Source organism: Enterobacter cloacae complex sp. P16RS2 (genome assembly GCF_014982155.1).
Classification (GTDB): Bacteria; Pseudomonadota; Gammaproteobacteria; order Enterobacterales; family Enterobacteriaceae; genus Enterobacter; species Enterobacter cloacae_M.
Genome location: NZ_JADCKW010000006.1, coordinates 48,806 through 67,882, shown reverse-complemented (window position 1 = coordinate 67,882; position 19,077 = coordinate 48,806). Strand labels below are relative to the sequence as shown.

19 protein-coding genes are annotated in these 19,077 nt (G+C 56.2%); 13 read left to right on the top strand and 6 right to left on the bottom strand.

Features of this window, described 5'->3' with window-relative positions; all coding sequences use genetic code 11:
• Positions 1-59: 59 nt before the first annotated feature.
• Positions 60-752 (top strand): aspartate/glutamate racemase, encoded by a 693-nt coding sequence (locus INF68_RS02440; protein WP_063439911.1) that lies wholly within the window; start codon positions 60-62, stop codon positions 750-752.
• Here INF68_RS02440 and INF68_RS02435 read toward each other — a convergent pair.
• Complete coding sequence (locus INF68_RS02435) at positions 747-1,673, bottom strand: LysR family transcriptional regulator (protein ID WP_047646287.1); 927 nt, start codon at positions 1,671-1,673, stop codon at positions 747-749. The genes INF68_RS02440 and INF68_RS02435 overlap by 6 nt on opposite strands.
• A 121-nt stretch (positions 1,674-1,794) precedes the next feature.
• Here INF68_RS02435 and lysA point away from each other — a divergent pair, with 121 nt between their 5' ends.
• The gene (gene lysA, locus INF68_RS02430) at positions 1,795-3,057 is read left to right on the top strand and encodes a diaminopimelate decarboxylase (protein WP_126785827.1); all 1,263 of its coding nucleotides are present in this window, start codon (positions 1,795-1,797) and stop codon (positions 3,055-3,057) included.
• On the opposite strand, the gene INF68_RS02425 is transcribed toward lysA, so the two are convergent.
• Positions 3,027-4,064, bottom strand: coding sequence for a LacI family DNA-binding transcriptional regulator (locus tag INF68_RS02425; RefSeq protein ID WP_193525250.1), 1,038 nt, complete (start codon positions 4,062-4,064; stop codon positions 3,027-3,029). The genes lysA and INF68_RS02425 overlap by 31 nt on opposite strands.
• 229 nt (positions 4,065-4,293) lie before the next feature.
• On the opposite strand from INF68_RS02425, the gene INF68_RS02420 reads away from it, so the two are divergent.
• Positions 4,294-4,770: a GNAT family N-acetyltransferase gene (locus INF68_RS02420; RefSeq protein WP_047060054.1), complete on the top strand. Its 477-nt coding sequence runs from the start codon at positions 4,294-4,296 to the stop codon at positions 4,768-4,770.
• Here the strand turns inward: INF68_RS02420 and galR are convergent.
• Positions 4,731-5,747: an HTH-type transcriptional regulator GalR gene (gene galR / locus INF68_RS02415; RefSeq protein WP_023309052.1), complete on the bottom strand. Its 1,017-nt coding sequence runs from the start codon at positions 5,745-5,747 to the stop codon at positions 4,731-4,733. The two genes, INF68_RS02420 and galR, sit on opposite strands and share 40 nt — an antisense overlap.
• 425 nt (positions 5,748-6,172) lie before the next feature.
• On the opposite strand from galR, the gene aas reads away from it, so the two are divergent.
• Together aas and lplT are read left to right on the top strand one after the other, a co-directional pair.
• On the top strand, positions 6,173-8,332 hold the full coding sequence (gene aas / locus INF68_RS02410; protein ID WP_126785830.1) for a bifunctional acyl-ACP--phospholipid O-acyltransferase/long-chain-fatty-acid--ACP ligase: 2,160 nt from the start codon (positions 6,173-6,175) through the stop codon (positions 8,330-8,332).
• Positions 8,325-9,518 (top strand): lysophospholipid transporter LplT, encoded by a 1,194-nt coding sequence (lplT, locus tag INF68_RS02405; protein WP_126785831.1) that lies wholly within the window; start codon positions 8,325-8,327, stop codon positions 9,516-9,518. Before aas ends, lplT begins: the two co-directional genes overlap by 8 nt.
• 93 nt (positions 9,519-9,611) lie before the next feature.
• Here the strand turns inward: lplT and INF68_RS02400 are convergent, their stop codons facing one another.
• From INF68_RS02400 to mutH, 3 genes are all read right to left on the bottom strand, one after another.
• Positions 9,612-10,652, bottom strand: coding sequence for an NADP(H)-dependent aldo-keto reductase (locus INF68_RS02400; RefSeq protein WP_023309049.1), 1,041 nt, complete (start codon positions 10,650-10,652; stop codon positions 9,612-9,614).
• 131 nt (positions 10,653-10,783) lie between these two features.
• Positions 10,784-11,002 carry a YgdI/YgdR family lipoprotein gene (locus INF68_RS02395; protein ID WP_008499668.1) on the bottom strand — a complete coding sequence of 73 codons (219 nt, stop codon included), beginning with the start codon at positions 11,000-11,002 and terminating at the stop codon, positions 10,784-10,786.
• Positions 11,003-11,130: 128 nt separating this feature from the next.
• Positions 11,131-11,823 (bottom strand): DNA mismatch repair endonuclease MutH, encoded by a 693-nt coding sequence (mutH, locus tag INF68_RS02390; RefSeq protein ID WP_126785832.1) that lies wholly within the window; start codon positions 11,821-11,823, stop codon positions 11,131-11,133.
• A 683-nt stretch (positions 11,824-12,506) separates the two neighbouring features.
• On the opposite strand from mutH, the gene rppH reads away from it, so the two are divergent.
• From rppH to INF68_RS02350, 8 genes are all read left to right on the top strand, one after another.
• Positions 12,507-13,037, top strand: a complete 531-nt coding sequence (rppH, locus tag INF68_RS02385) for an RNA pyrophosphohydrolase (RefSeq protein ID WP_013098553.1) — start codon at positions 12,507-12,509, stop codon at positions 13,035-13,037.
• A gap of 12 nt (positions 13,038-13,049) precedes the next feature.
• Positions 13,050-15,296 (top strand): phosphoenolpyruvate--protein phosphotransferase, encoded by a 2,247-nt coding sequence (gene ptsP, locus INF68_RS02380; protein ID WP_023309047.1) that lies wholly within the window; start codon positions 13,050-13,052, stop codon positions 15,294-15,296.
• A 193-nt stretch (positions 15,297-15,489) separates the two neighbouring features.
• Complete coding sequence (gene lgt / locus INF68_RS02375; RefSeq protein ID WP_023309046.1) at positions 15,490-16,365, top strand: prolipoprotein diacylglyceryl transferase; 876 nt, start codon at positions 15,490-15,492, stop codon at positions 16,363-16,365.
• 6 nt (positions 16,366-16,371) lie between these two features.
• Positions 16,372-17,166 (top strand): thymidylate synthase, encoded by a 795-nt coding sequence (gene thyA / locus INF68_RS02370; protein WP_014885081.1) that lies wholly within the window; start codon positions 16,372-16,374, stop codon positions 17,164-17,166.
• A 184-nt stretch (positions 17,167-17,350) separates the two neighbouring features.
• Positions 17,351-17,815, top strand: coding sequence for a prepilin peptidase-dependent protein (locus INF68_RS02365; RefSeq protein ID WP_109844637.1), 465 nt, complete (start codon positions 17,351-17,353; stop codon positions 17,813-17,815).
• The gene (locus INF68_RS02360) at positions 17,806-18,366 is read left to right on the top strand and encodes a prepilin peptidase-dependent protein (protein WP_126785833.1); all 561 of its coding nucleotides are present in this window, start codon (positions 17,806-17,808) and stop codon (positions 18,364-18,366) included. Before INF68_RS02365 ends, INF68_RS02360 begins: the two co-directional genes overlap by 10 nt.
• Complete coding sequence (locus tag INF68_RS02355) at positions 18,363-18,764, top strand: DUF2509 family protein (RefSeq protein ID WP_126785834.1); 402 nt, start codon at positions 18,363-18,365, stop codon at positions 18,762-18,764. The genes INF68_RS02360 and INF68_RS02355 overlap by 4 nt, the downstream gene beginning before the upstream one ends.
• A complete protein-coding gene (locus INF68_RS02350) occupies positions 18,749-19,072 on the top strand; it encodes a prepilin-type N-terminal cleavage/methylation domain-containing protein (RefSeq protein ID WP_126785835.1) in 324 nt (107 codons plus the stop codon). The genes INF68_RS02355 and INF68_RS02350 overlap by 16 nt, the downstream gene beginning before the upstream one ends.
• The last annotated feature ends 5 nt before the right edge of the window (positions 19,073-19,077 follow it).

The window sequence follows — 19,077 nt, the reverse complement described above, 5'->3', positions numbered from 1 at the left end:
AGCGCCTTTTTTTATGTGCATCGGTTGTGTTAAAAATGAAACACAGATAAGGAGGGATGATGAAAACGATCGGCCTGTTAGGTGGAATGAGCTGGGAATCGACAATCCCTTATTACCGCCTGATTAATGAAGGGGTAAAGCAGCGTCTGGGCGGTCTGCACTCCGCAAGCCTGCTGCTGCATAGCGTTGATTTCCATGAAATCGAAGCCTGCCAGTCGAGCGGGGAATGGGATAAAGCCGGGGAGATCCTGGCCCAGGCGGCGCTGGGGCTGGAGCGCGCCGGCGCCGAGGGTATCGTGCTTTGTACTAATACCATGCACAAAGTGGCGTCGCATATTGAGAACCGCTGCGCGCTGCCGTTTCTGCATATCGCGGACGCAACCGGGCGTGCGATTGCGGCATCCGGGATGCGCCGCGTAGCGCTTTTGGGGACACGCTACACCATGGAACAGGATTTTTATCGTGGACGTTTGCACAGTGAATTTGGGATCGAGAGCCTGATCCCGGATGAAGAAGATCGCGCGCGCATCAATCAGATTATCTTTGACGAGCTCTGCCTCGGTACCTTCACCGAGTCTTCCCGCGCGTATTACGTCAGCGTCATCGATAAACTCGCGCAGCAGGGGGCTGAAGGGGTGATCTTCGGCTGCACCGAGATTGGCCTGCTGGTGCCAGCCGAGCGAAGCCCCGTCCCGGTATTCGATACCACCGCCATCCATGCCGCGGATGCCGTGGCGTTTATGCTGTCATAACGGGTTTTGCAGGTCAGGTAAGCGAAGCGCCACCTGACGCGCGTGCTCCTTTAAGTGTTCGGTGAACGCGTCCACCAGCGCGGAAGCCGGACGGTGCAGCGGGCGGATCAGGCTCACGGTGAACGGGACGGAGACGCTAAAGCGGCGGATGACGATCCCGCTTCCGGCATAGTCCAGCGCCGTGAGCGGATTCACCACCGCGACGCCGACGCCTGCACGCACCATCGCGCAAATCGAAGCCGCGCTGTGCGTTTCCACCACCATTCGCCGTTTGACCTGATGCTCGGCAAATAGCGTATCCAGCAGCTGTCTGTAGCTGTCGGTCTGCGAAAGGCTAATGTAGTTTTCCCCGTGGAAATCCTCCGGTGTGAGCACCGCCTTACCGGCAAGCCGATGCCCTGCGGGCAAAACGCACACTTCATCTAACGAGATCAACTCCGTGCGCGCCGTTCCCGCCGGCGTGGAGAGGGTTTCGGTCAGGCCTAAATCATGGCGCTGAGCCGAAAGCCACTCTTCAAGCAGGGGGGATTCCTGAGGCACGATAGTGAGGCTGACCTCCGGGTATCGGGCCAGAAAGGGCTGCAGCAGCATCGGCAAAAAGGATTGCGAAAAGACGGGCAGGCAGACGATCGACAGCTCGCCCTGGCGAAACTCGCGCAGGCTTTCCGCAGCACTCACTATTCTGTCCAGTCCGTACCAGGAGCGCTGGACTTCCTCGAACAGGCGCAACCCCTGCACCGTCGGGTGAAGCCTGCCCCGGGTGCGCTCGAACAGCTTCAGCCCCAGCACTTTCTCGAAGCGGGCCAGCTCGCGGCTCACCGTCGGCTGCGAGGTATGCAGCATCTGTGCGGCTTCGGTGAGATTGCCGGTAGTCATCACGGCGTGAAAAATCTCGATGTGGCGTAAATTGACGGCGGGCATAGGGCACCTGAAAGCAGATAACTGTCCATATCATTTTTGCATAGACTCGCGATAAAACGATATTTTTTATTCTCTTTGCGCTGTGGCGTAATCATGAAAACGCATTTACCCGGAGAAGACCATGCCACGCCCGCTGAACCAGACTGATACCGATTTGAACGCCGACAACCTGCTGCGCCTGCCCGCCGAGTTTGGCTGCCCGGTGTGGGTCTACGACGCGCAGATCGTTCGCGAGAAGATCGCCGCCCTGCATCAGTTTGACGTGGTGCGTTTTGCCCAGAAGGCGTGCTCAAATATTCATATTCTGCGCCTGATGCGTGAGCAGGGCGTGAAGGTCGACTCCGTCTCGCTTGGCGAAATCGAGCGCGCGCTGGTAGCCGGATTCGATCCGAAAGCCGACAGCGACGCGATCGTCTTTACTGCCGATGTGATCGACGATGCGACGCTTGCGCGCGTCCACGAACTGCAGATCCCGGTGAATGCCGGCTCTGTAGATATGCTGGAGCAGCTGGGTCAGGTTTCTCCTGGCCATCGCGTCTGGCTGCGCGTGAACCCGGGCTTTGGTCATGGCCACAGCCAAAAAACAAATACCGGCGGCGAAAACAGCAAGCACGGGATCTGGTATGCCGATATGCCTGCTGCGCTGGAGGTATTACAGCGCTACGGCCTGAAGCTGGTGGGGATTCATATGCACATTGGCTCTGGCGTCGATTACGGCCACCTGGAGCAGGTGTGCGGTGCGATGGTGCGCCAGGTTGTCGACTTCGGCCAGGATCTGGAGGCGATTTCAGCCGGTGGCGGTCTCTCCATTCCTTATCGCGAAGGCGAAGAGGCGATCGATACCGATCACTACTACGGTCTGTGGAGCGCCGCGCGTGACCAAATCGCCGCGCATCTGGGTCACGCGGTGAAGCTGGAAATTGAGCCGGGTCGTTTCCTGGTGGCGGAAGCCGGCGTGCTGGTTTCGCAGGTGCGCAGCGTAAAAGAGATGGGGTCTCGCCACTTCGTATTGATTGATGCAGGCTTTAACGATCTGATGCGTCCGTCCATGTACGGCAGCTATCACCACATTACCGCCCTGGCCGCCGACGGCCGTGATTTAACGCAGGCGCCGCGCGTTGAGACGGTCGTTGCGGGCCCGCTGTGCGAATCGGGTGACGTGTTTACCCAGCAGGAAGGCGGCAAAGTGGAGACCCGCGCGCTGCCAGAGGTCAAACCGGGTGATTATCTTGTGCTGCATGATACCGGTGCCTACGGGGCGTCGATGTCATCTAACTACAACAGCCGCCCGCTGCTGCCGGAAGTGCTGTTTGATAACGGCAAGGCACGGCTGATCCGTCGTCGTCAGACCATTCAGGAACTGCTGGCTTTAGAACTCATCTGAGGAAAGTAGGGCCCCGTTGTAACCGAATCGCGTAACACCAGCGTGCCGGTAAACGGCGGGATGGCATCGACCGGCTGGTTTTTTGCCAGCCGGATCGCCTGATCGATGGCCGTGACAATCATGTTGTCGATGGGCAGATAAACCGATGAGAGCGCAGGCTCCAGCCATTTCGCGCTTGGGGCATCGTCAAAGCCGAACAGTGAAATATCCTGCGGAATTTTAAGCCCTGCCTGGTGTAACGCTTTGGACGCCCCCAGAGCCATATCGTCGTTACAGGCAAACAGGGCGCTAAACGGCACACCGTCGGCAATCAACTCCTTGCACAGCTCGTATCCCCGCGTCATTCCCGCATCGCCGTACTTTATCCGACGCTCGTCCAGGCGAATGCCGTGCTTTTCCAGCGCCTTACGGTAGCCCATCAGCCGTGCTTTCCCGGTTGGGGTATGGATCGGTACGGTGATACAGGCGATCTCCCGATGGCCCTGGTCGATCAGGTAATCCACGGCCTTAAACGCGGCATCCTGCTGCTCGAAAAACACGCAGCGATCCGGCGCCTGGCTCACTTCTCGGTTAATGACCACCAGCGGCGTTTTCACGGTGTTCATCAGTTTGACGATCGCTTTTTCGCTCATGTAGCGCGTGTAAAGCACGATGGCATCGCACTGGCGATCGGCCAGCATCTGCACGGCCTGTTCTTCCTGTTCCGGCGCGTCGTGACCGTCGGTGACGATCAGCTGTTTCCCGTGAGTTTCCGTCTGCCGCGACGCCTGCTGGAGAAGACGACCAAAGTAAAAGCCGTCGAAGGTCGAGACGACCAGGCCAATGCTGTTGCTGGTCTGGTTAGCCAGCGAACGCGCGAGAAAGTTCGGGCGATAGCCCAGCTCTTCCATCGCAGCAAAGACCTGCTGACGCGTACTCTCTTTAACCTGACCCGTGCCGTTCAGCACGCGCGAGACGGTAGCCTTCGACACGCCCGCACGCAGTGAGACATCCAGCATTGTTGCCATTCTACATTCCTGCTTCCACGTAATGGTTTGCAGTTTAACACAGACCTCACGGCGTATAAGCGATGCGGGAAGCGCAAAACTTCTGCCACGATCACGCTTTTTGGTCACGATTCGTCTGGCCTGCGTGAAGTAAAACGAAATAGTCTGACTCTGGTAAAGTAATCGCCGAACCGAGCTGGGGCGACAGGCCAGCAAATAGACGAGAAAACGCAGGTGAAACGTGAAAAAGATAGCCATCCTCCCGCTTTACCAGGCACCGCACTATGCGGAGCAGGTCACCGACTGGCTCTGGCAGGCCTTTGGCGAAGGGCTTTCTCGGGAATTTTTCCACAGCATTATTGAGCACAGCCAGACGCCGGGAGCATTACCGCTGACCTTTATCGCCGTAGAAGACGAACAGCTTGTTGGTACGGTAGGGCTTTGGCGCTGCGATTTGATCACCCGTCAGGATCTTTTTCCGTGGCTGGCGGCGCTCTACGTTGATGACGCGGCGCGAGGCAAGGGGCTGGCAGGAAAGCTACAGCAGCACGTTATTACCTGGGCCGCGCAGGCGGGATATGAAGAACTGCACCTCTGGTCTGCCTGCCGCGACTTCTACGAACGTTACGGCTGGCAGTATATCGGTGATGGGCTGGAATACCCCAACACCCGGGTTCACCTCTACCGTTATTCGCTCTGCGCTTCCGCAGGCGATGCAACGGAGTGACGGCGAACCAGCGTCGGGCTAAACAGATGCGTAATATCCGGCGGCTGGCGCTGTTCAGCCAGCGCTAGCGCCAGCTCGGCGGCCTGCGTCGCCATGGTGATAATCGGGTAGCGTACGGTGGTCAGACGCGGGCGCACGTAGCGAGACACCAGCACGTCATCGAAGCCAATCAGCGAAATTTCTGCCGGTACCTCAATCCCGTTGTCATTCAGCACCCCCATTGCCCCTGCGGCCATGGAGTCGTTATAGCTGGCAACCGCCGTGAAATTTCGTCCGCGACCGAGCAGCTCGGTCATGGCCTGTTCACCGCCGCTCTCATCCGGTTCACCGTAAGCCACCAGACGGTCATTACACGGCAGGCCGTTTTCGCGCAGGGCGTCGTAGTAGCCCTGCAGGCGGTCTTCCGCATCAGAAATCGGATGATTGGAACAGAGATAGCCAATCCGGGTATGGCCCTGTTGAATCAGATGACGGGTCGCAAGCCAGGCGCCGTAGCGGTCGTCGAGGGCCACACAGCGTTTTTCAAACCCGGGAATAATGCGGTTGATGATCACCATTCCGGGCATCTGCTTCATCAGATGAATCAGCTCGGCATCCGGGATCATTTTGGCGTGAACTACCAGCGCGGCGCAGCGGTGGCGGATCAGCTGCTCGATGGCCTGGCGTTCTTTTTGCTCATTATGATAGCCATTGCCGATCAGCAAAAAATTGCCTGTCTGGTAAGAGACCTGTTCAACCGCTTTCACCATGGCGCCGAAAAAGGGGTCGGAAACATCACCCACTACCAGCCCAATGGTTTCGGTGGACTGCTGGGCGAGCGCGCGGGCATTGGCATTGGGATGATAATTCAGGGATTCCATGGCGGTTTGTACCGCCTGGCGCGATGCGTCACTGGCTTTTGGGGAGTCGTTAATCACTCGAGAGACGGTTGCCACCGACACACCTGCCAGACGGGCCACATCCTTTATTGTCGCCATTCATTACCTTCTTATTGGGGGTAAGCGTTTACACACCAAATAGTGTTGCGGAAAAGCGCCGCGCATTCAAGGGGAGCGGATTTTCGCTCTCCACAAACGTGACGCAGGACAACACTGGTAGTGTAATCGTTACACGCGCAGTCATGTCTGAAAAATGTCAATCTGAACCTTTGGTTACACTTTGCCTCAGGCTGTTGCGATTGTCTGATAGCGGGAACGTTAACACGATTGATACAGTCGAGATCCCAGAGGTATTGATTGGTGAGAATTCTTAGTACGGTTTCGTACTCATCTCTTGCACCAACCTGCGCGGATGCGCAGGTTTTTTTTCGCCTCCACTTTTGCTGTCGCTCCCGTATCACTTCTCGTGTAATCTGCCACCATTTACTATCAACCCTCCACACTGGCTGGCAAAGGGAGTTGAGATGCTATTTGGGTTCTTCCGTACACTGTTCCGTATTCTTTTTCGCATCCACGTCACTGGCGATGCCCAGGCGCTTCGCGGCGAACGCGTTCTTATCACACCAAATCATGTTTCCTTTATAGACGGCATTCTGCTGGCGCTATTTTTACCCGTGCGCCCGGTGTTTGCGGTCTATACCTCTATCAGCCAGCAGTGGTACATGCGCTGGCTCACGCCGCTGATTGATTTTGTGCCGCTCGACCCGACAAAGCCGATGATGATTAAGCATCTGGTGCGTCTGGTTGAGCAGGGGCGCCCGGTGGTTATTTTCCCGGAAGGGCGTATCTCCGTGACCGGTTCGCTGATGAAAATCTACGATGGCGCGGGGTTTGTTGCAGCGAAATCAAAAGCGACCGTGGTGCCGCTGCGTATTGAAGGCGCAGAGTTGACCCATTTCAGCCGACTGAAGGGGCTGGTGAAGCAGCGTCTGTTCCCAAAAATCACGCTGCATATTCTGCCGCCCACGTTGTTACCGATGCCGGACGCCCCGCGTGCCCGCGATCGCCGTAAAATCGCCGGGGAAATGCTGCATCAGATTATGATGGAAGCGCGCATGGCCGTGCGTCCGCGCGAAACGCTGTACGAATCTCTGCTTTCCGCTCAGCACCGCTATGGCGCGAAGAAAAACTGCATCGAAGACATCAACTTTACCCCGGATACCTATCGCAAGCTGCTGACTAAGAGCCTCTTTGTGGGCCGCATTCTTGAGAAATACAGCATGAAGGGCGAAAAGATTGGCCTGATGCTGCCTAACGCAGGCATCAGCGCGGCGGTGATTTTTGGTGCGGTTTCCCGGGGGCGCATCCCGGCAATGATGAACTACACGGCGGGCGTGAAAGGGCTGACCAGCGCCATCACCGCTGCCCAGATTAATACCGTCTTTACCTCTCGTCAGTTCCTGGACAAAGGCAAGCTCTGGCATCTTCCCGAGCAGCTCACCCAGGTGCGCTGGGTCTTCCTGGAGGATCTGAAAGCGGATGTGACCACCGGCGACAAGCTGTGGATTTTTGCTCACCTGCTGATGCCGCGTCTGGCGCAGGTCAAACAGCAGCCGGAAGATGACGCGATCATTCTCTTCACGTCGGGATCGGAGGGCAACCCGAAAGGCGTCGTCCACAGCCACAAGAGCATTCTGGCGAACGTTGAACAGATCAAAAGCATTGCCGACTTTACCGCGAATGACCGTTTTATGTCGGCGCTGCCGCTGTTCCACTCCTTTGGCCTGACGGTGGGGCTGTTTACGCCGCTGCTGACCGGCGCAGAAGTGTTCCTTTATCCAAGCCCGCTGCATTATCGCATTGTGCCGGAGCTGGTGTATGACCGTAACTGCACCGTTCTGTTCGGCACCTCAACCTTCCTCGGCAACTATGCGCGTTTCGCCAATCCGTATGACTTCTATCGCGTGCGGTATGTGGTGGCCGGTGCGGAAAAACTGCAGGAGAGCACGCGTCAGATCTGGCAGGACAAGTTTGGCCTGCGCATTCTCGAAGGCTATGGCGTTACCGAGTGTGCTCCCGTGGTCTCGATTAACGTACCGATGGCGGCGAAGCCGGGTACGGTGGGTCGAATTCTGCCGGGGATGGATGCGCGTCTGCTGGCCGTGCCGGGCATTGAGGACGGTGGCCGTCTGCAGCTGAAAGGGCCAAACGTGATGAACGGTTATCTGCGCGTGGAAAACCCAGGCGTGCTAGAGGTGCCGACGGCTGAAAACGTCAACGGCGAGGTTGAAACCGGCTGGTACGACACCGGTGATATTGTCCGTTTTGATGAACAAGGCTTTGTACAGATTCAGGGACGCGCGAAGCGCTTCGCCAAAATCGCCGGTGAAATGGTCTCTCTGGAAATGGTTGAGCAGCTGGCGACGGCCGTCTCCGCGGATAAGATGCATGCGACGGTGGTGAAGAGTGATGCCAGCAAAGGCGAGGCGCTGGTGCTGTTTACGACTGACGCTGAGCTTAAGCGCGACAGGTTACTGAGCTATGCGCGTGAACACGGTATTCCTGAACTTGCGGTGCCGCGCGATATTCGCTTCCTGAAGCAGCTCCCGGTGCTGGGTAGCGGGAAGCCCGATTTCGTGACCCTGAAAGGCATGGTTGAAGAGGCGGAACAGCAAAATGCGTGAGTCAGTACACACTAACACCTCACTGCGTTCAAAAGGCATGATGGCGGTCATTGCCGCGCAGTTCCTCTCTGCGTTCGGTGATAATGCGCTGTTGTTCGCCACGCTGGCGCTGCTGAAAGCCGAGTTTTACCCCGACTGGAGTCAGCCGATCCTGCAGATGGTGTTTGTGGGCGCTTACATTATCTTTGCTCCGTTCGTAGGGCAGGTAGCGGACAGCTTCCCGAAAGGCCGGGTGATGATGTTTGCCAACGGTCTCAAGCTGCTGGGTGCCGCCAGCATTTGCTTTGGCTTCAATCCGTTTATTGGCTACACGCTGGTGGGCATTGGCGCTGCCGCCTACTCCCCGGCAAAGTATGGCATCCTCGGAGAGCTGACCACGGGCGATAAGCTGGTGAAAGCCAACGGCCTGATGGAGTCGTCAACCATTGCCGCTATTCTGCTCGGATCCGTCGCGGGCGGCGTATTGGCCGACTGGCATGTGCTGGCGGCCCTGGGCGTGTGTGCGGTGGTGTATGGCGGGGCGGTCGTGGCGAACCTCTTTATTCCGAAGCTGCCAGTGGCTCGCCCGGGGCAATCCTGGCGCTTCAAACCGATGACCGGCAGTTTCTTTACCGCCTGCCGCGTGCTGTGGCGTAACGGTGAAACGCGTTTCTCCCTGATGGGAACCAGTATGTTTTGGGGGGCGGGCGTCACGCTGCGCTTCCTGCTGGTGCTGTGGGTGCCGGTAGCGCTGGGAATTACCGATAACGCGACGCCGACCTATCTGAATGCGATGGTGGCCATCGGCATTGTGGTGGGAGCAGGCGCGGCGGCGAAGCTGGTGACGCTCGAGACGGTAGCACGCTGCATGCCCGCAGGGATCCTGATTGGCGTCGTGGTGCTTATTTTCTCGCTGCAACATGCATTATTGCCTGCGTATGTTCTCCTCATCCTGATTGGTATTCTGGGCGGTTTCTTCGTGGTGCCGCTGAACGCGTTGCTGCAGGAACGTGGCAAGCAGACCGTCGGGGCGGGGAATGCCATCGCGGTACAAAACCTGGGTGAAAACCTGGCGATGCTGTTAATGCTGGGGCTCTACTCGCTGGCGGTAAAAGTCGGTGTGCCGGTGGTGGGGATTGGCGTCGGGTTTGGCGGGCTGTTTGCGCTGGCAATTGCGGGATTGTGGGTTTGGCAACGTCGGCGCTGATAAGTGCGGCCTGATGTCCTCACTCTGGCCCTCTCCTACAGGGAGAGGGAGCAAACCCTAAAAACGGCAACGTGCGTTGCCGTTTTGCTTTTATTACGGCGCAGGATACGTATAAACCTGATGCACCGCTTCAATCTCCGCTAACACCTCTTCACTCAGGTTCAGATGGAAACTCTCAATATTGGTTTTCAGTTGCTCCATCGTGGTCGCGCCCAGCAGGGTGCTGGCAACAAACGGCTGACGACGCACGAAGGCCAGCGCCATCTGGGCAGGGTCAAGACCGTGACGCTTTGCGATATCCACATAGGCGGCAACGGCTTTCTGCGTCTGCTCGCCGCTGTAGCGGGTAAAGCGGCTAAAGAGGGTATTTCGCGCCCCGGCCGGTTTCGCGCCGTTCAGGTATTTTCCCGTCAGCGTGCCAAAGCCGAGACAGGAATAGGCGAGCAGTTCCACTTCTTCATACTGCGTCACTTCGGCCAGACCAACCTCATAGCTACGGTTAAGCAGGCTGTACGGATTCTGGATGGTGACGATACGCGGCAGATCGTGTTTATCCGCCAGGTGCAGATAGCGCATTACGCCAAAGGCCGTTTCGTTAGAGACGCCAATGTAGCGGATTTTTCCCGCGCGCTGGCACTCGGTCAGCGCTTCCAGCGTTTCCAGCAGCGTTACGGCGGGGGCACTCTCATTCCAGCTGTAGCCGAGCTTACCAAAGCAGTTGGTTGGGCGCTGCGGCCAGTGCACCTGATACAGGTCGAGGTAGTCGGTTTGCAGGCGCTTCAGGCTGGCGTCCAGTGCAGCGCGGATATTCTTACGATCGAGGATCTGATTCGGGCGGATCCCGGTATCGTTGTTGCGCGCGGGACCACTGACTTTTGAGGCAATCACCAGCTTTTCACGGTTGCCGCGTTTTGCCAGCCAGTTACCGACGTAGGTTTCGGTAAGTCCCTGCGTTTCCGGACGTGGCGGAACAGGGTACATCTCCGCGACATCAATCAGGTTAATCCCCTGGCTGACGGCGTAATCGAGTTGTGCATGGGCATCGGCTTCGCTGTTTTGTTCACCAAATGTCATCGTGCCCAACCCCAGTTGGCTAATTTCCAGAGCGCTGTGGGGGATACGGTGATAATGCATAGCCGGCTTCCTCAGTAGACTTATAGACCGCGTCAGGGCGTGCCCGACAAAGGAATATAAACATGGCAGAGGGGAAGCAAAAGGGGAAGAAAAAAATCAAAAAGGCCAGCAAGCGACTGACCTTTAACTGTTTATCGCTCGATAATTTGCGATACTTCGTCGCGATTGATCTGCATTTTATTGCCTTCCTGGTCGCGGTAGCTGACCAGACCGGTATCATCGTCGACTTCGGGTTTGCCGTCGGTCAGGATCATTCGACCATCTTTTGTCGCCATGACGTAATCGCTGCTACAGCCCGATACGGCAAATGCTAAACCGACTGCTGAAACTAACACTGCCCATTTTTTCATCGTTATCGTCCTCATCTGGCGCGTATCAAATCATAATCTAGTATTAACCCGATATGGCGACTTGAGGAAGCGGTAAAATCTTAAAAAGCAGTCGATTATGTTTGAGAGCTCGCAAAATAAGTAAAAAACTATGTTTTTAAGAGGAAATGACGTGCCAGGAGTGCGCCGGTGAAGTTCTTTTTGAGATAAAAACCGCGCGGCAGCGTCAGTATCGGCTCGCCCTGCGCGCCGATTGCCTCGGTAAGCGCTTTGCTGTTGGCCGCTTTCGGGCGCAGCTGTAATACTTCTCCGTGTCGGGCTGTGATGCGCTCTACCTGCCCAAGCACGATCATGTCCATCAGCTCCTCCCAGTCCAGCCGCAGCTGATGCTCTTCTTCGTCGTTCGGGCTCCAGAGCAGCGGCGCGCCAACGCGACGCTCAGCCAGCGGGATCTGACGCTCACCTTCAACCGGTACCCACAACACGCGCTTCAGCTTGTGGCGAACGTGGCTGGTTTCCCACGTCACGCCGGTGTTGCCGGTTAGTGGCGCAACGCAGACGAAAGTTGTCTCAAGGGGCTTGCCCTGGCTGTCTATGGGGATGGTTTTTAACTCCACGCCAAGCGCTGCAAAATCCTGCTCGGGTTTGCTCCCTGCGCTGGCGCCCAGCCACAGCTCGAGCAGCATGCCGATCCAGCCTTTATCCCGTTTCAGATCCTTCGGGATCTGAAGCCCTGCCATTGCCGCCAGCTCGCCAAGCGAAAAGCCTGCCAGACGCTGTGCCTGCTGTAGCAACTGGCCCTCGCTGGACGGCGGTGAGAGCAAGGGTGTAAGCGGATGCATGAAGGTAACCTTTTGATTAAAAAATAAACGAAGAAATTGTCCCCTGTGGATAGAGTTTAACTATTTCTGTACCAATATTCCATGTCTATGATTTATAGGTTTTTTTATTGCTTGTAAATCGTTTCACCAGACTCAGAAAACCGGTTGTTCAAATCTGGTCACTGACAATGAACAGGATCTTACACCATGTTATCCACAGAAAAATGGGATAACTGGGCATAACCCTGACTACTGTTTCAATTTACAGCCTTGACGTGCGATGAAAATCGAATTTTCAAACAAATTGTGACTAACTTATTGGCACAATCTGTGGATAAAACCGACGCTGTTCGATCTTTCATCAGTACGACGATCCCTGATGTGACGATCGTCACGCTATTCTGTTTTTTGTTCATAAAAATACATTTAACTTTATGAAAAATATTGAATTATTTGAATGGCTCGAAAGCGTTGGCAAAACAGGGTTTGAGGTTGTTCATCGGTAATCAGACACTTCTTCACAACTATATCCACAGAAAAGGTGAATAAAATTCCCTTCACTGCCTCTCATCTGTTTATAACTCAGTACTTATTTGTGAGTTATTCAAATGTTATTAGGTTGCAGCCCTGTAAGAGAGTGGTTTACCGCCTCCCTGTAGTGTGAAACAATCATTCATATATAAGGTTTAATTTGGGGTAGTCCGGTGATTGATGACGATGGCTACCGCCCGAACGTAGGAATAGTAATTTGTAATCGTCAGGGCCAGGTAATGTGGGCCCGGCGATATGGTCAGCACTCCTGGCAGTTCCCGCAAGGCGGGATCAATCCGGGAGAGTCCCCAGAACAAGCGATGTACCGGGAGCTTTTTGAAGAGGTCGGTTTGAGCCGAAAAGATGTTCGCATCCTGGCTTCGACCCGCAACTGGTTGCGTTACAAGTTACCGAAACGTTTGGTGCGTTGGGACACAAAGCCGGTTTGTATCGGCCAGAAACAGAAGTGGTTTCTGTTGCAGTTGGTGGGCAACGATTCAGACATCAATATGCAAACCAGCAGTACGCCGGAGTTCGATGGCTGGCGCTGGGTGAGCTATTGGTATCCTGTTCGTCAGGTCGTGTCATTTAAACGCGATGTTTACCGTAGGGTGATGAAAGAGTTTGCAAGTGTGGTAATGCAGCTTCAGGAGATCCCGCCTAAGCCGCAGAGCGCACCTGCCTGGCGACGTAAAAGAGGTTAAGCTACGCAAATCATGCTCACCCGCTTGCGAGAAATAGTCGAGAAGGTGGCCAGTGCTCCGCGTCTGAACGAGGCGCTGAATATTCTGGTCACTGACATCTGTCTTGCGATGGAGACCGAGGTCTGTTCGGTGTATCTGGCCGACCACGATCGGCGCTGCTATTACCTGATGGCGACCCGTGGTTTGAAAAAACCACGTGGACGCACCGTCACGCTCGCATTTGATGAAGGTATCGTGGGCCTGGTTGGGCGACTGGCTGAACCCATCAACCTAGCTGACGCGCAAAAACACCCCAGCTTTAAATACATCCCTTCCGTAAAAGAAGAGCGCTTCCGCGCTTTCCTTGGCGTGCCGATTATCCAGCGTCGCCAGCTGCTCGGCGTGCTGGTTGTCCAGCAGCGCGAGCTACGTCAGTACGATGAAAGCGAAGAGTCTTTCCTCGTCACGCTGGCCACGCAGATGGCGGCGATCCTCTCCCAGTCCCAGCTTGCTGCGCTCTTTGGTCAATATCGCCATACGCGCATTCGTGCCCTTCCGGCCTCGCCAGGCGTAGCGATCGCGGAAGGCTGGATGGATGCCACGCTGCCGCTGATGGAGCAGGTTTACGAAGCCTCTACGCTTGATGAAGCGCTTGAACGCGAGCGTCTTACCGCTGCGCTGGAAGAGGCGGCGAATGAATTTCGTCGTTACAGCAAGCGCTTTGCCGCAGGCGCACAGAAAGAGACTGCGGCCATCTTCGACCTCTATTCGCACCTGCTCTCCGACGCGCGTCTGCGTCGTGAGCTGTTTGCGGAAGTGGATAAAGGCTCGGTCGCAGAGTGGGCGGTTAAGAAGGTCATCGAAAAATTTGCCGATCAGTTTGCGGCACTGACCGACGGTTACCTGAAAGAACGGGCTGGCGATCTCCGCGCCCTGGGACAGCGTCTGCTGTTCCATCTCGATGACACCATTCAGGGGCCGAATGCCTGGCCAAAACGGTTTGTTCTGGTCGCCGATGAACTCTCGGCAACGACGCTGGCTGAACTGCCTCAGGACAGGCTGGCCGGTGTGGTGGTGCGCGATGGTGCCGCCAATTCACACGCCGCCATTATGGTGCGCGCGCTGGGTATCCCAACCGTTATGGGGGCCGATATCCAGCCGTCGGTACTGCACCGCCGTACGCTGGTGGTTGACGGCTATCGCGGTGAGCTGCTGGTCGATCCTGAGCCAGTTCTGCTCCAGGAATACCAGCGACTTATCAGCGAAGAGAATGAATTAAGCAAGCTGGCGGAGGATGACGTTAACCTGCCCGCACAGCTTAAGAGCGGAGAGCGGATCAAAGTCATGCTCAACGCCGGTTTAAGCCCTGAGCATGAAGAAAAGCTTGGCAGCCGCATCGACGGTATTGGTCTATACCGTACTGAAATCCCGTTCATGCTGCAGAGCGGTTTCCCCTCAGAAGAGGAACAGGTGGCGCAGTATCAGGGGATGCTGCAGATGTTTAACGACAAACCTGTCACCCTGCGAACCCTCGATGTCGGCGCGGATAAACAGCTGCCCTATATGCCGATCAGCGAAGAAAACCCGTGCCTGGGCTGGCGTGGGATCCGCATTACGCTCGATCAGCCGGAGATCTTCCTGATCCAGGTGCGTGCAATGCTGCGCGCCAACGCGGCGACGGGCAATCTCAGCATCTTACTCCCGATGGTCACCAGCATTGATGAGATCGACGAGTCCCGGCGACTGATCGAACGTGCAGGCCGTGAAGTGGAAGAGATGATCGGCTATGCGATCCCGAAACCGCGGATCGGGGTGATGCTTGAAGTGCCGTCTATGGTCTTTATGCTGCCGCAGCTGGCAAACCGTGTTGATTTTATCTCTGTCGGCACGAACGACCTGACGCAATATATTCTGGCCGTCGACCGTAACAATACCCGTGTCGCCAGTATCTACGACAGCCTGCATCCGGCGATCATTCGCGCGTTAGCGATGATTGCCCGTGAAGCGGAACAGTACGGCATTGATTTACGCCTGTGCGGTGAAATGGCCGGGGATTCAATGTGCGTTGCGATCCTGATTGGTCTGGGATATCGCCATCTGTCGATGAACGGTCGCGCTGTCGCCCGCGTGAAGTACCTGCTGCGGCATATCGACATCAACGATGCCCGCGAGCTGGCTGAACGCAGCCTTGACGCGCAGCTGGCAGCAGAGGTTCGTCATCAGGTCGCGGCGTTTATGGAACGACGCGGTATGGGCGGCCTGATCCGCGGCGGCCGCTAATCATCTTTCTGCCTCTCCCTCCGGGAGAGGGCTCCAGCGCGCATAAAACCCTATACACATCTTTTACATCTCTGGCGCATCCTCCGCGCCCGCCTTGTGCTATGATTCGCAACTTTGGAGCCTCTGCTTACGGCAGAATCGCATTTCTACCGCTGTCCACTTTCAGCGGAATAACAACATCTTGTGGTGACAGATGAACAGTGGTTATCTGCATTTTCCGGAATTTGATCCGGTCATTTTCTCAGTAGGACCTGTTTCGCTTCACTGGTACGGTCTGATGTACCTTGTGGGCTTCATTTTTGCCATGTGGCTCGCTGGCCGTCGCGCCAGTCGTCCGGGCAGCGGCTGGACGAAAAACGAAGTTGAAAACCTGCTCTATGCGGGTTTCCTCGGCGTGTTCCTCGGTGGCCGCATTGGGTACGTGCTGTTCTATAACTTCCCGGTATTCCTGAACGATCCGCTCTATCTGTTCCGCGTGTGGGACGGCGGCATGTCCTTCCACGGCGGCCTGATTGGGGTGATCCTGGTGATGGTGATTTTTGCCAAACGCACCAAACGCAACTTCTTCCAGGTTTCAGATTTTATCGCACCGCTGATCCCGTTTGGTCTCGGCGCTGGCCGTCTGGGGAACTTTATCAACGGTGAGCTGTGGGGCCGCGTCGACCCGAGCGTGCCGTACACGATGCTCTTCCCGGGCTCCCGCGCAGAAGATATCGCATTGCTGCCATCACACCCGGAGTGGCAGTCCATTTTCGATACCTACGGCGTTCTGCCGCGCCATATGTCTCAGCTGTACGAGCTGGCGCTGGAAGGTGTGGTGCTGTTTATCATCCTCAACCTGTTTATCCGCAAACCGCGTCCGATGGGCGCTGTCTCCGGCCTGTTCCTGATTGGCTACGGCGCATTCCGTATTATCGTCGAGTTCTTCCGTCAGCCAGACGCACAGTTTACCGGCGAATGGGTACAGTACATCAGCATGGGGCAGATCCTCTCCATTCCGATGATTGTCGCGGGTGCCATTATGATGATTTGGGCGTATCGTCGTCGTCCACAGCAACAAATTTCCTGAGGAACCATGAAACAGTATCTTGAATTGATGAAAAAAGTGCTCGACGAGGGCACGCCGAAAAACGACCGCACCGGCACCGGTACGCTCTCCATTTTTGGCCACCAGATGCGCTTCAATCTGCAAGAAGGCTTCCCACTGGTGACGACAAAGCGCTGCCACCTGCGCTCGATCATTCATGAACTGCTCTGGTTCCTGCAAGGCGATACCAACGTTGCGTATCTGCACGAAAATAACGTCTCAATCTGGGACGAATGGGCAGATGAAAATGGCAACCTGGGCCCGGTTTACGGCAAGCAGTGGCGCGCCTGGCCAACGCCTGATGGTCGCCATATTGACCAGATCACCACCGTGATGAACCAGCTGAAAAACGATCCGGATTCGCGCCGAATCATCGTTTCCGCCTGGAACGTCGGCGAGCTGGATAAAATGGCGCTGGCACCGTGCCATGCGTTCTTCCAGTTCTATGTGGCGGATGGAAAGCTTTCTTGTCAGCTCTACCAGCGCTCCTGTGACGTGTTCCTCGGCCTGCCGTTTAACATCGCCAGCTATGCGCTGTTGGTCCACATGATGGCGCAGCAGTGCGATCTGGAAGTGGGTGATTTTGTCTGGACCGGTGGGGACACCCATCTTTACAGCAACCATATGGAACAGACGCATCTCCAGCTGACCCGCGAACCGCGTGCTCTGCCGAAGCTGATTATCAAGCGCAAACCGGCTTCAATCTTCGACTACCGCTTTGATGATTTCGAGATTGAGGGCTATGACCCGCATCCGGGCATCAAAGCGCCTGTCGCTATCTGATGCGATAAAGCGTGACACAACCGGTGCTGTTTAGCGCCGGTTTTTTTTCGCCTTTATCCTGTTTCCCGAAGCGCTATCCAGAAAGCGTGCAACGCGCTGCAACACTCTCAATTCCTCGGATAACGCCTCGTAAAACGAAGAACTGTCGCTCGTCATGTTCACGGCGCTTCGCCACACTCCCGGTATGAAAAAAGAGAACGGTTTTACGCTTATCGAAACGCTGGTCGCGATTTCGCTTGTCGTTATCCTCAGCGCCTCAGGGCTGTACGGCTGGGACAACTGGCAGCGGCAGCAGCGGCTGTGGCAAACCGCCAGTCAGGTGCGAGATTACCTGCTGTTTCTGCGCAATCATGCCAACCGCTACAACCGCGACCATCAAATTACCCGTCTGCGGGTGGGAGGCATGGATTGTCTGGTGAGCTCTGCAGCGCAAGGCTGTGAGAAGGGCAGTCCCTTTGTGGTGATACCACTCTGGCCAGAGGTCGCGATCGGCGAGGTAACGCCGTCGCTCGCGTTCTATGGATTAAAGGATACTGCATGGGCTGGGCGGATACGCGTTCAAAGCCGCGCGGGAGAATGGCTGATTATTGTCTCAAATGGAGGACGCATCAGGATGTGTAAGGTCTCTGCGGGAGGTTCATGTCGATGAAGCAGCGAGGTTTCTCACTGACTGAATTTCTGATTGCCACGGCGATTAGCAGCCTTTTGCTGATAAGCGCATCGCGTTTTTTACCCGGCTTGCAGCGTGCGATCTTAGCGCAATCTGGTCAGAGACAACTGGAGGAAGAGGTCTGGCACCACCTGTTTGCTCTGGGCAAACAGCTTCAGCGTGCGGGGTACTGCGCGGGAAACTGTCAGGGACAGGCGCTGGTGACAGCCAGGCAAGGAAGTTGCGTCATTGTGCGGTGGGATGCCAACAGTAACGGCAGCTGGGATAACAGCGCATCAGAAAATGACAGCACCGGTTTTCGACTGGAGTCTGGTGCGCTTGAAACCCAGCGTGGAGCGACCTCATGTGAAGGAAAAGGATGGGAAAAGCTCACGGACCCGGACAGGCTAGCGATCGCGCATTTTGTGGTGAGGACAGTGGAACATGCCGGTTTTGCGCCAGAGGTGAATATCGAACTGGCGGCGATTCGTAAAGGCGAGCAGGGGGAACCCTGGCAGGCGTTGTATACGGTCACGGGGTACAACCTGTGAATCGTCAACGCGGAATGTCTTCGCTGGCGCTGGTTCTGCTTTTACTGGTGCTGGGTACCCTGATCCTCACCGGTCTCAGTCAGCAGCTCACAACGTTTAGCGCGCTCGTTGGCGGGGAGAAAAGTTCGATTCAGCAGCAGGCGACGGTGCAGTCCGCGCTTGAGTGGGGACGAGTTCAGAGCTGGTCGTCGGAGCCACAGGTTCAGTGCAAGAAGACACCGGCGTGGCGAGCGTGTTTGCGCCAGCTGAGTGGGGCGCGTGTACTGCTGATTGCCGGAGACAGAGGCCTGCTGCTTTGGCGCTCAGGAGAGATTGTCGACGGGAACGTTCGCTTTTCGCCTCACGGCTGGAGTGATTTTTGTCCCCTTAAGGAGAGCGCGTTATGCCAGCTGCCGTGAACAGAGAAAAAGGGTTTAGCATGGTTGAGGTACTGCTGGCGATGATGCTGCTGGTGATCGTCGTGACGGCTCTGTCGGGTTATCACCGGGCGCTGGCGGCGCGGTTTACCCTGTTTAATCAGTATCGCCAGCTCTGGCAACATGCCTGGAATCAGTCTCAGCTTTCAACAAATGTTCTCCCGGCAGGCTGGCAGGCCAGTCGGGGGCAGACAACGCACGCAGGATGTGTCAGCATCACGGTCACACTTATTTCTCCTCTGGGGCGGCGCGGTGAGATAACGCGTCTGCATTGCCCGGTTAGCCAGTAGTCGGG

Bases quoted from the DNA above. Each gene is read 5' to 3' on its own strand.
- aas (WP_126785830.1), top strand. From the start codon at position 6,173: ATGCTATTTGGGTTCTTCCGTACACTGTTCCGTATTCTTTTTCGCATC.
- galR (WP_023309052.1), bottom strand. From the start codon at position 5,747: ATGGCGACAATAAAGGATGTGGCCCGTCTGGCAGGTGTGTCGGTGGCA.
- INF68_RS02425 (WP_193525250.1), bottom strand. From the start codon at position 4,064: ATGGCAACAATGCTGGATGTCTCACTGCGTGCGGGCGTGTCGAAGGCT.
- INF68_RS02365 (WP_109844637.1), top strand. From the start codon at position 17,351: ATGAAAAAAGAGAACGGTTTTACGCTTATCGAAACGCTGGTCGCGATT.
- INF68_RS02435 (WP_047646287.1), bottom strand. From the start codon at position 1,673: ATGCCCGCCGTCAATTTACGCCACATCGAGATTTTTCACGCCGTGATG.
- lysA (WP_126785827.1), top strand. From the start codon at position 1,795: ATGCCACGCCCGCTGAACCAGACTGATACCGATTTGAACGCCGACAAC.
- INF68_RS02350 (WP_126785835.1), top strand. From the start codon at position 18,749: ATGCCAGCTGCCGTGAACAGAGAAAAAGGGTTTAGCATGGTTGAGGTA.
- thyA (WP_014885081.1), top strand. From the start codon at position 16,372: ATGAAACAGTATCTTGAATTGATGAAAAAAGTGCTCGACGAGGGCACG.
- mutH (WP_126785832.1), bottom strand. From the start codon at position 11,823: ATGCATCCGCTTACACCCTTGCTCTCACCGCCGTCCAGCGAGGGCCAG.
- lgt (WP_023309046.1), top strand. From the start codon at position 15,490: ATGAACAGTGGTTATCTGCATTTTCCGGAATTTGATCCGGTCATTTTC.
- INF68_RS02400 (WP_023309049.1), bottom strand. From the start codon at position 10,652: ATGCATTATCACCGTATCCCCCACAGCGCTCTGGAAATTAGCCAACTG.
- INF68_RS02395 (WP_008499668.1), bottom strand. From the start codon at position 11,002: ATGAAAAAATGGGCAGTGTTAGTTTCAGCAGTCGGTTTAGCATTTGCC.
- ptsP (WP_023309047.1), top strand. From the start codon at position 13,050: ATGCTCACCCGCTTGCGAGAAATAGTCGAGAAGGTGGCCAGTGCTCCG.
- lplT (WP_126785831.1), top strand. From the start codon at position 8,325: ATGCGTGAGTCAGTACACACTAACACCTCACTGCGTTCAAAAGGCATG.
- INF68_RS02440 (WP_063439911.1), top strand. From the start codon at position 60: ATGAAAACGATCGGCCTGTTAGGTGGAATGAGCTGGGAATCGACAATC.
- INF68_RS02360 (WP_126785833.1), top strand. From the start codon at position 17,806: ATGTCGATGAAGCAGCGAGGTTTCTCACTGACTGAATTTCTGATTGCC.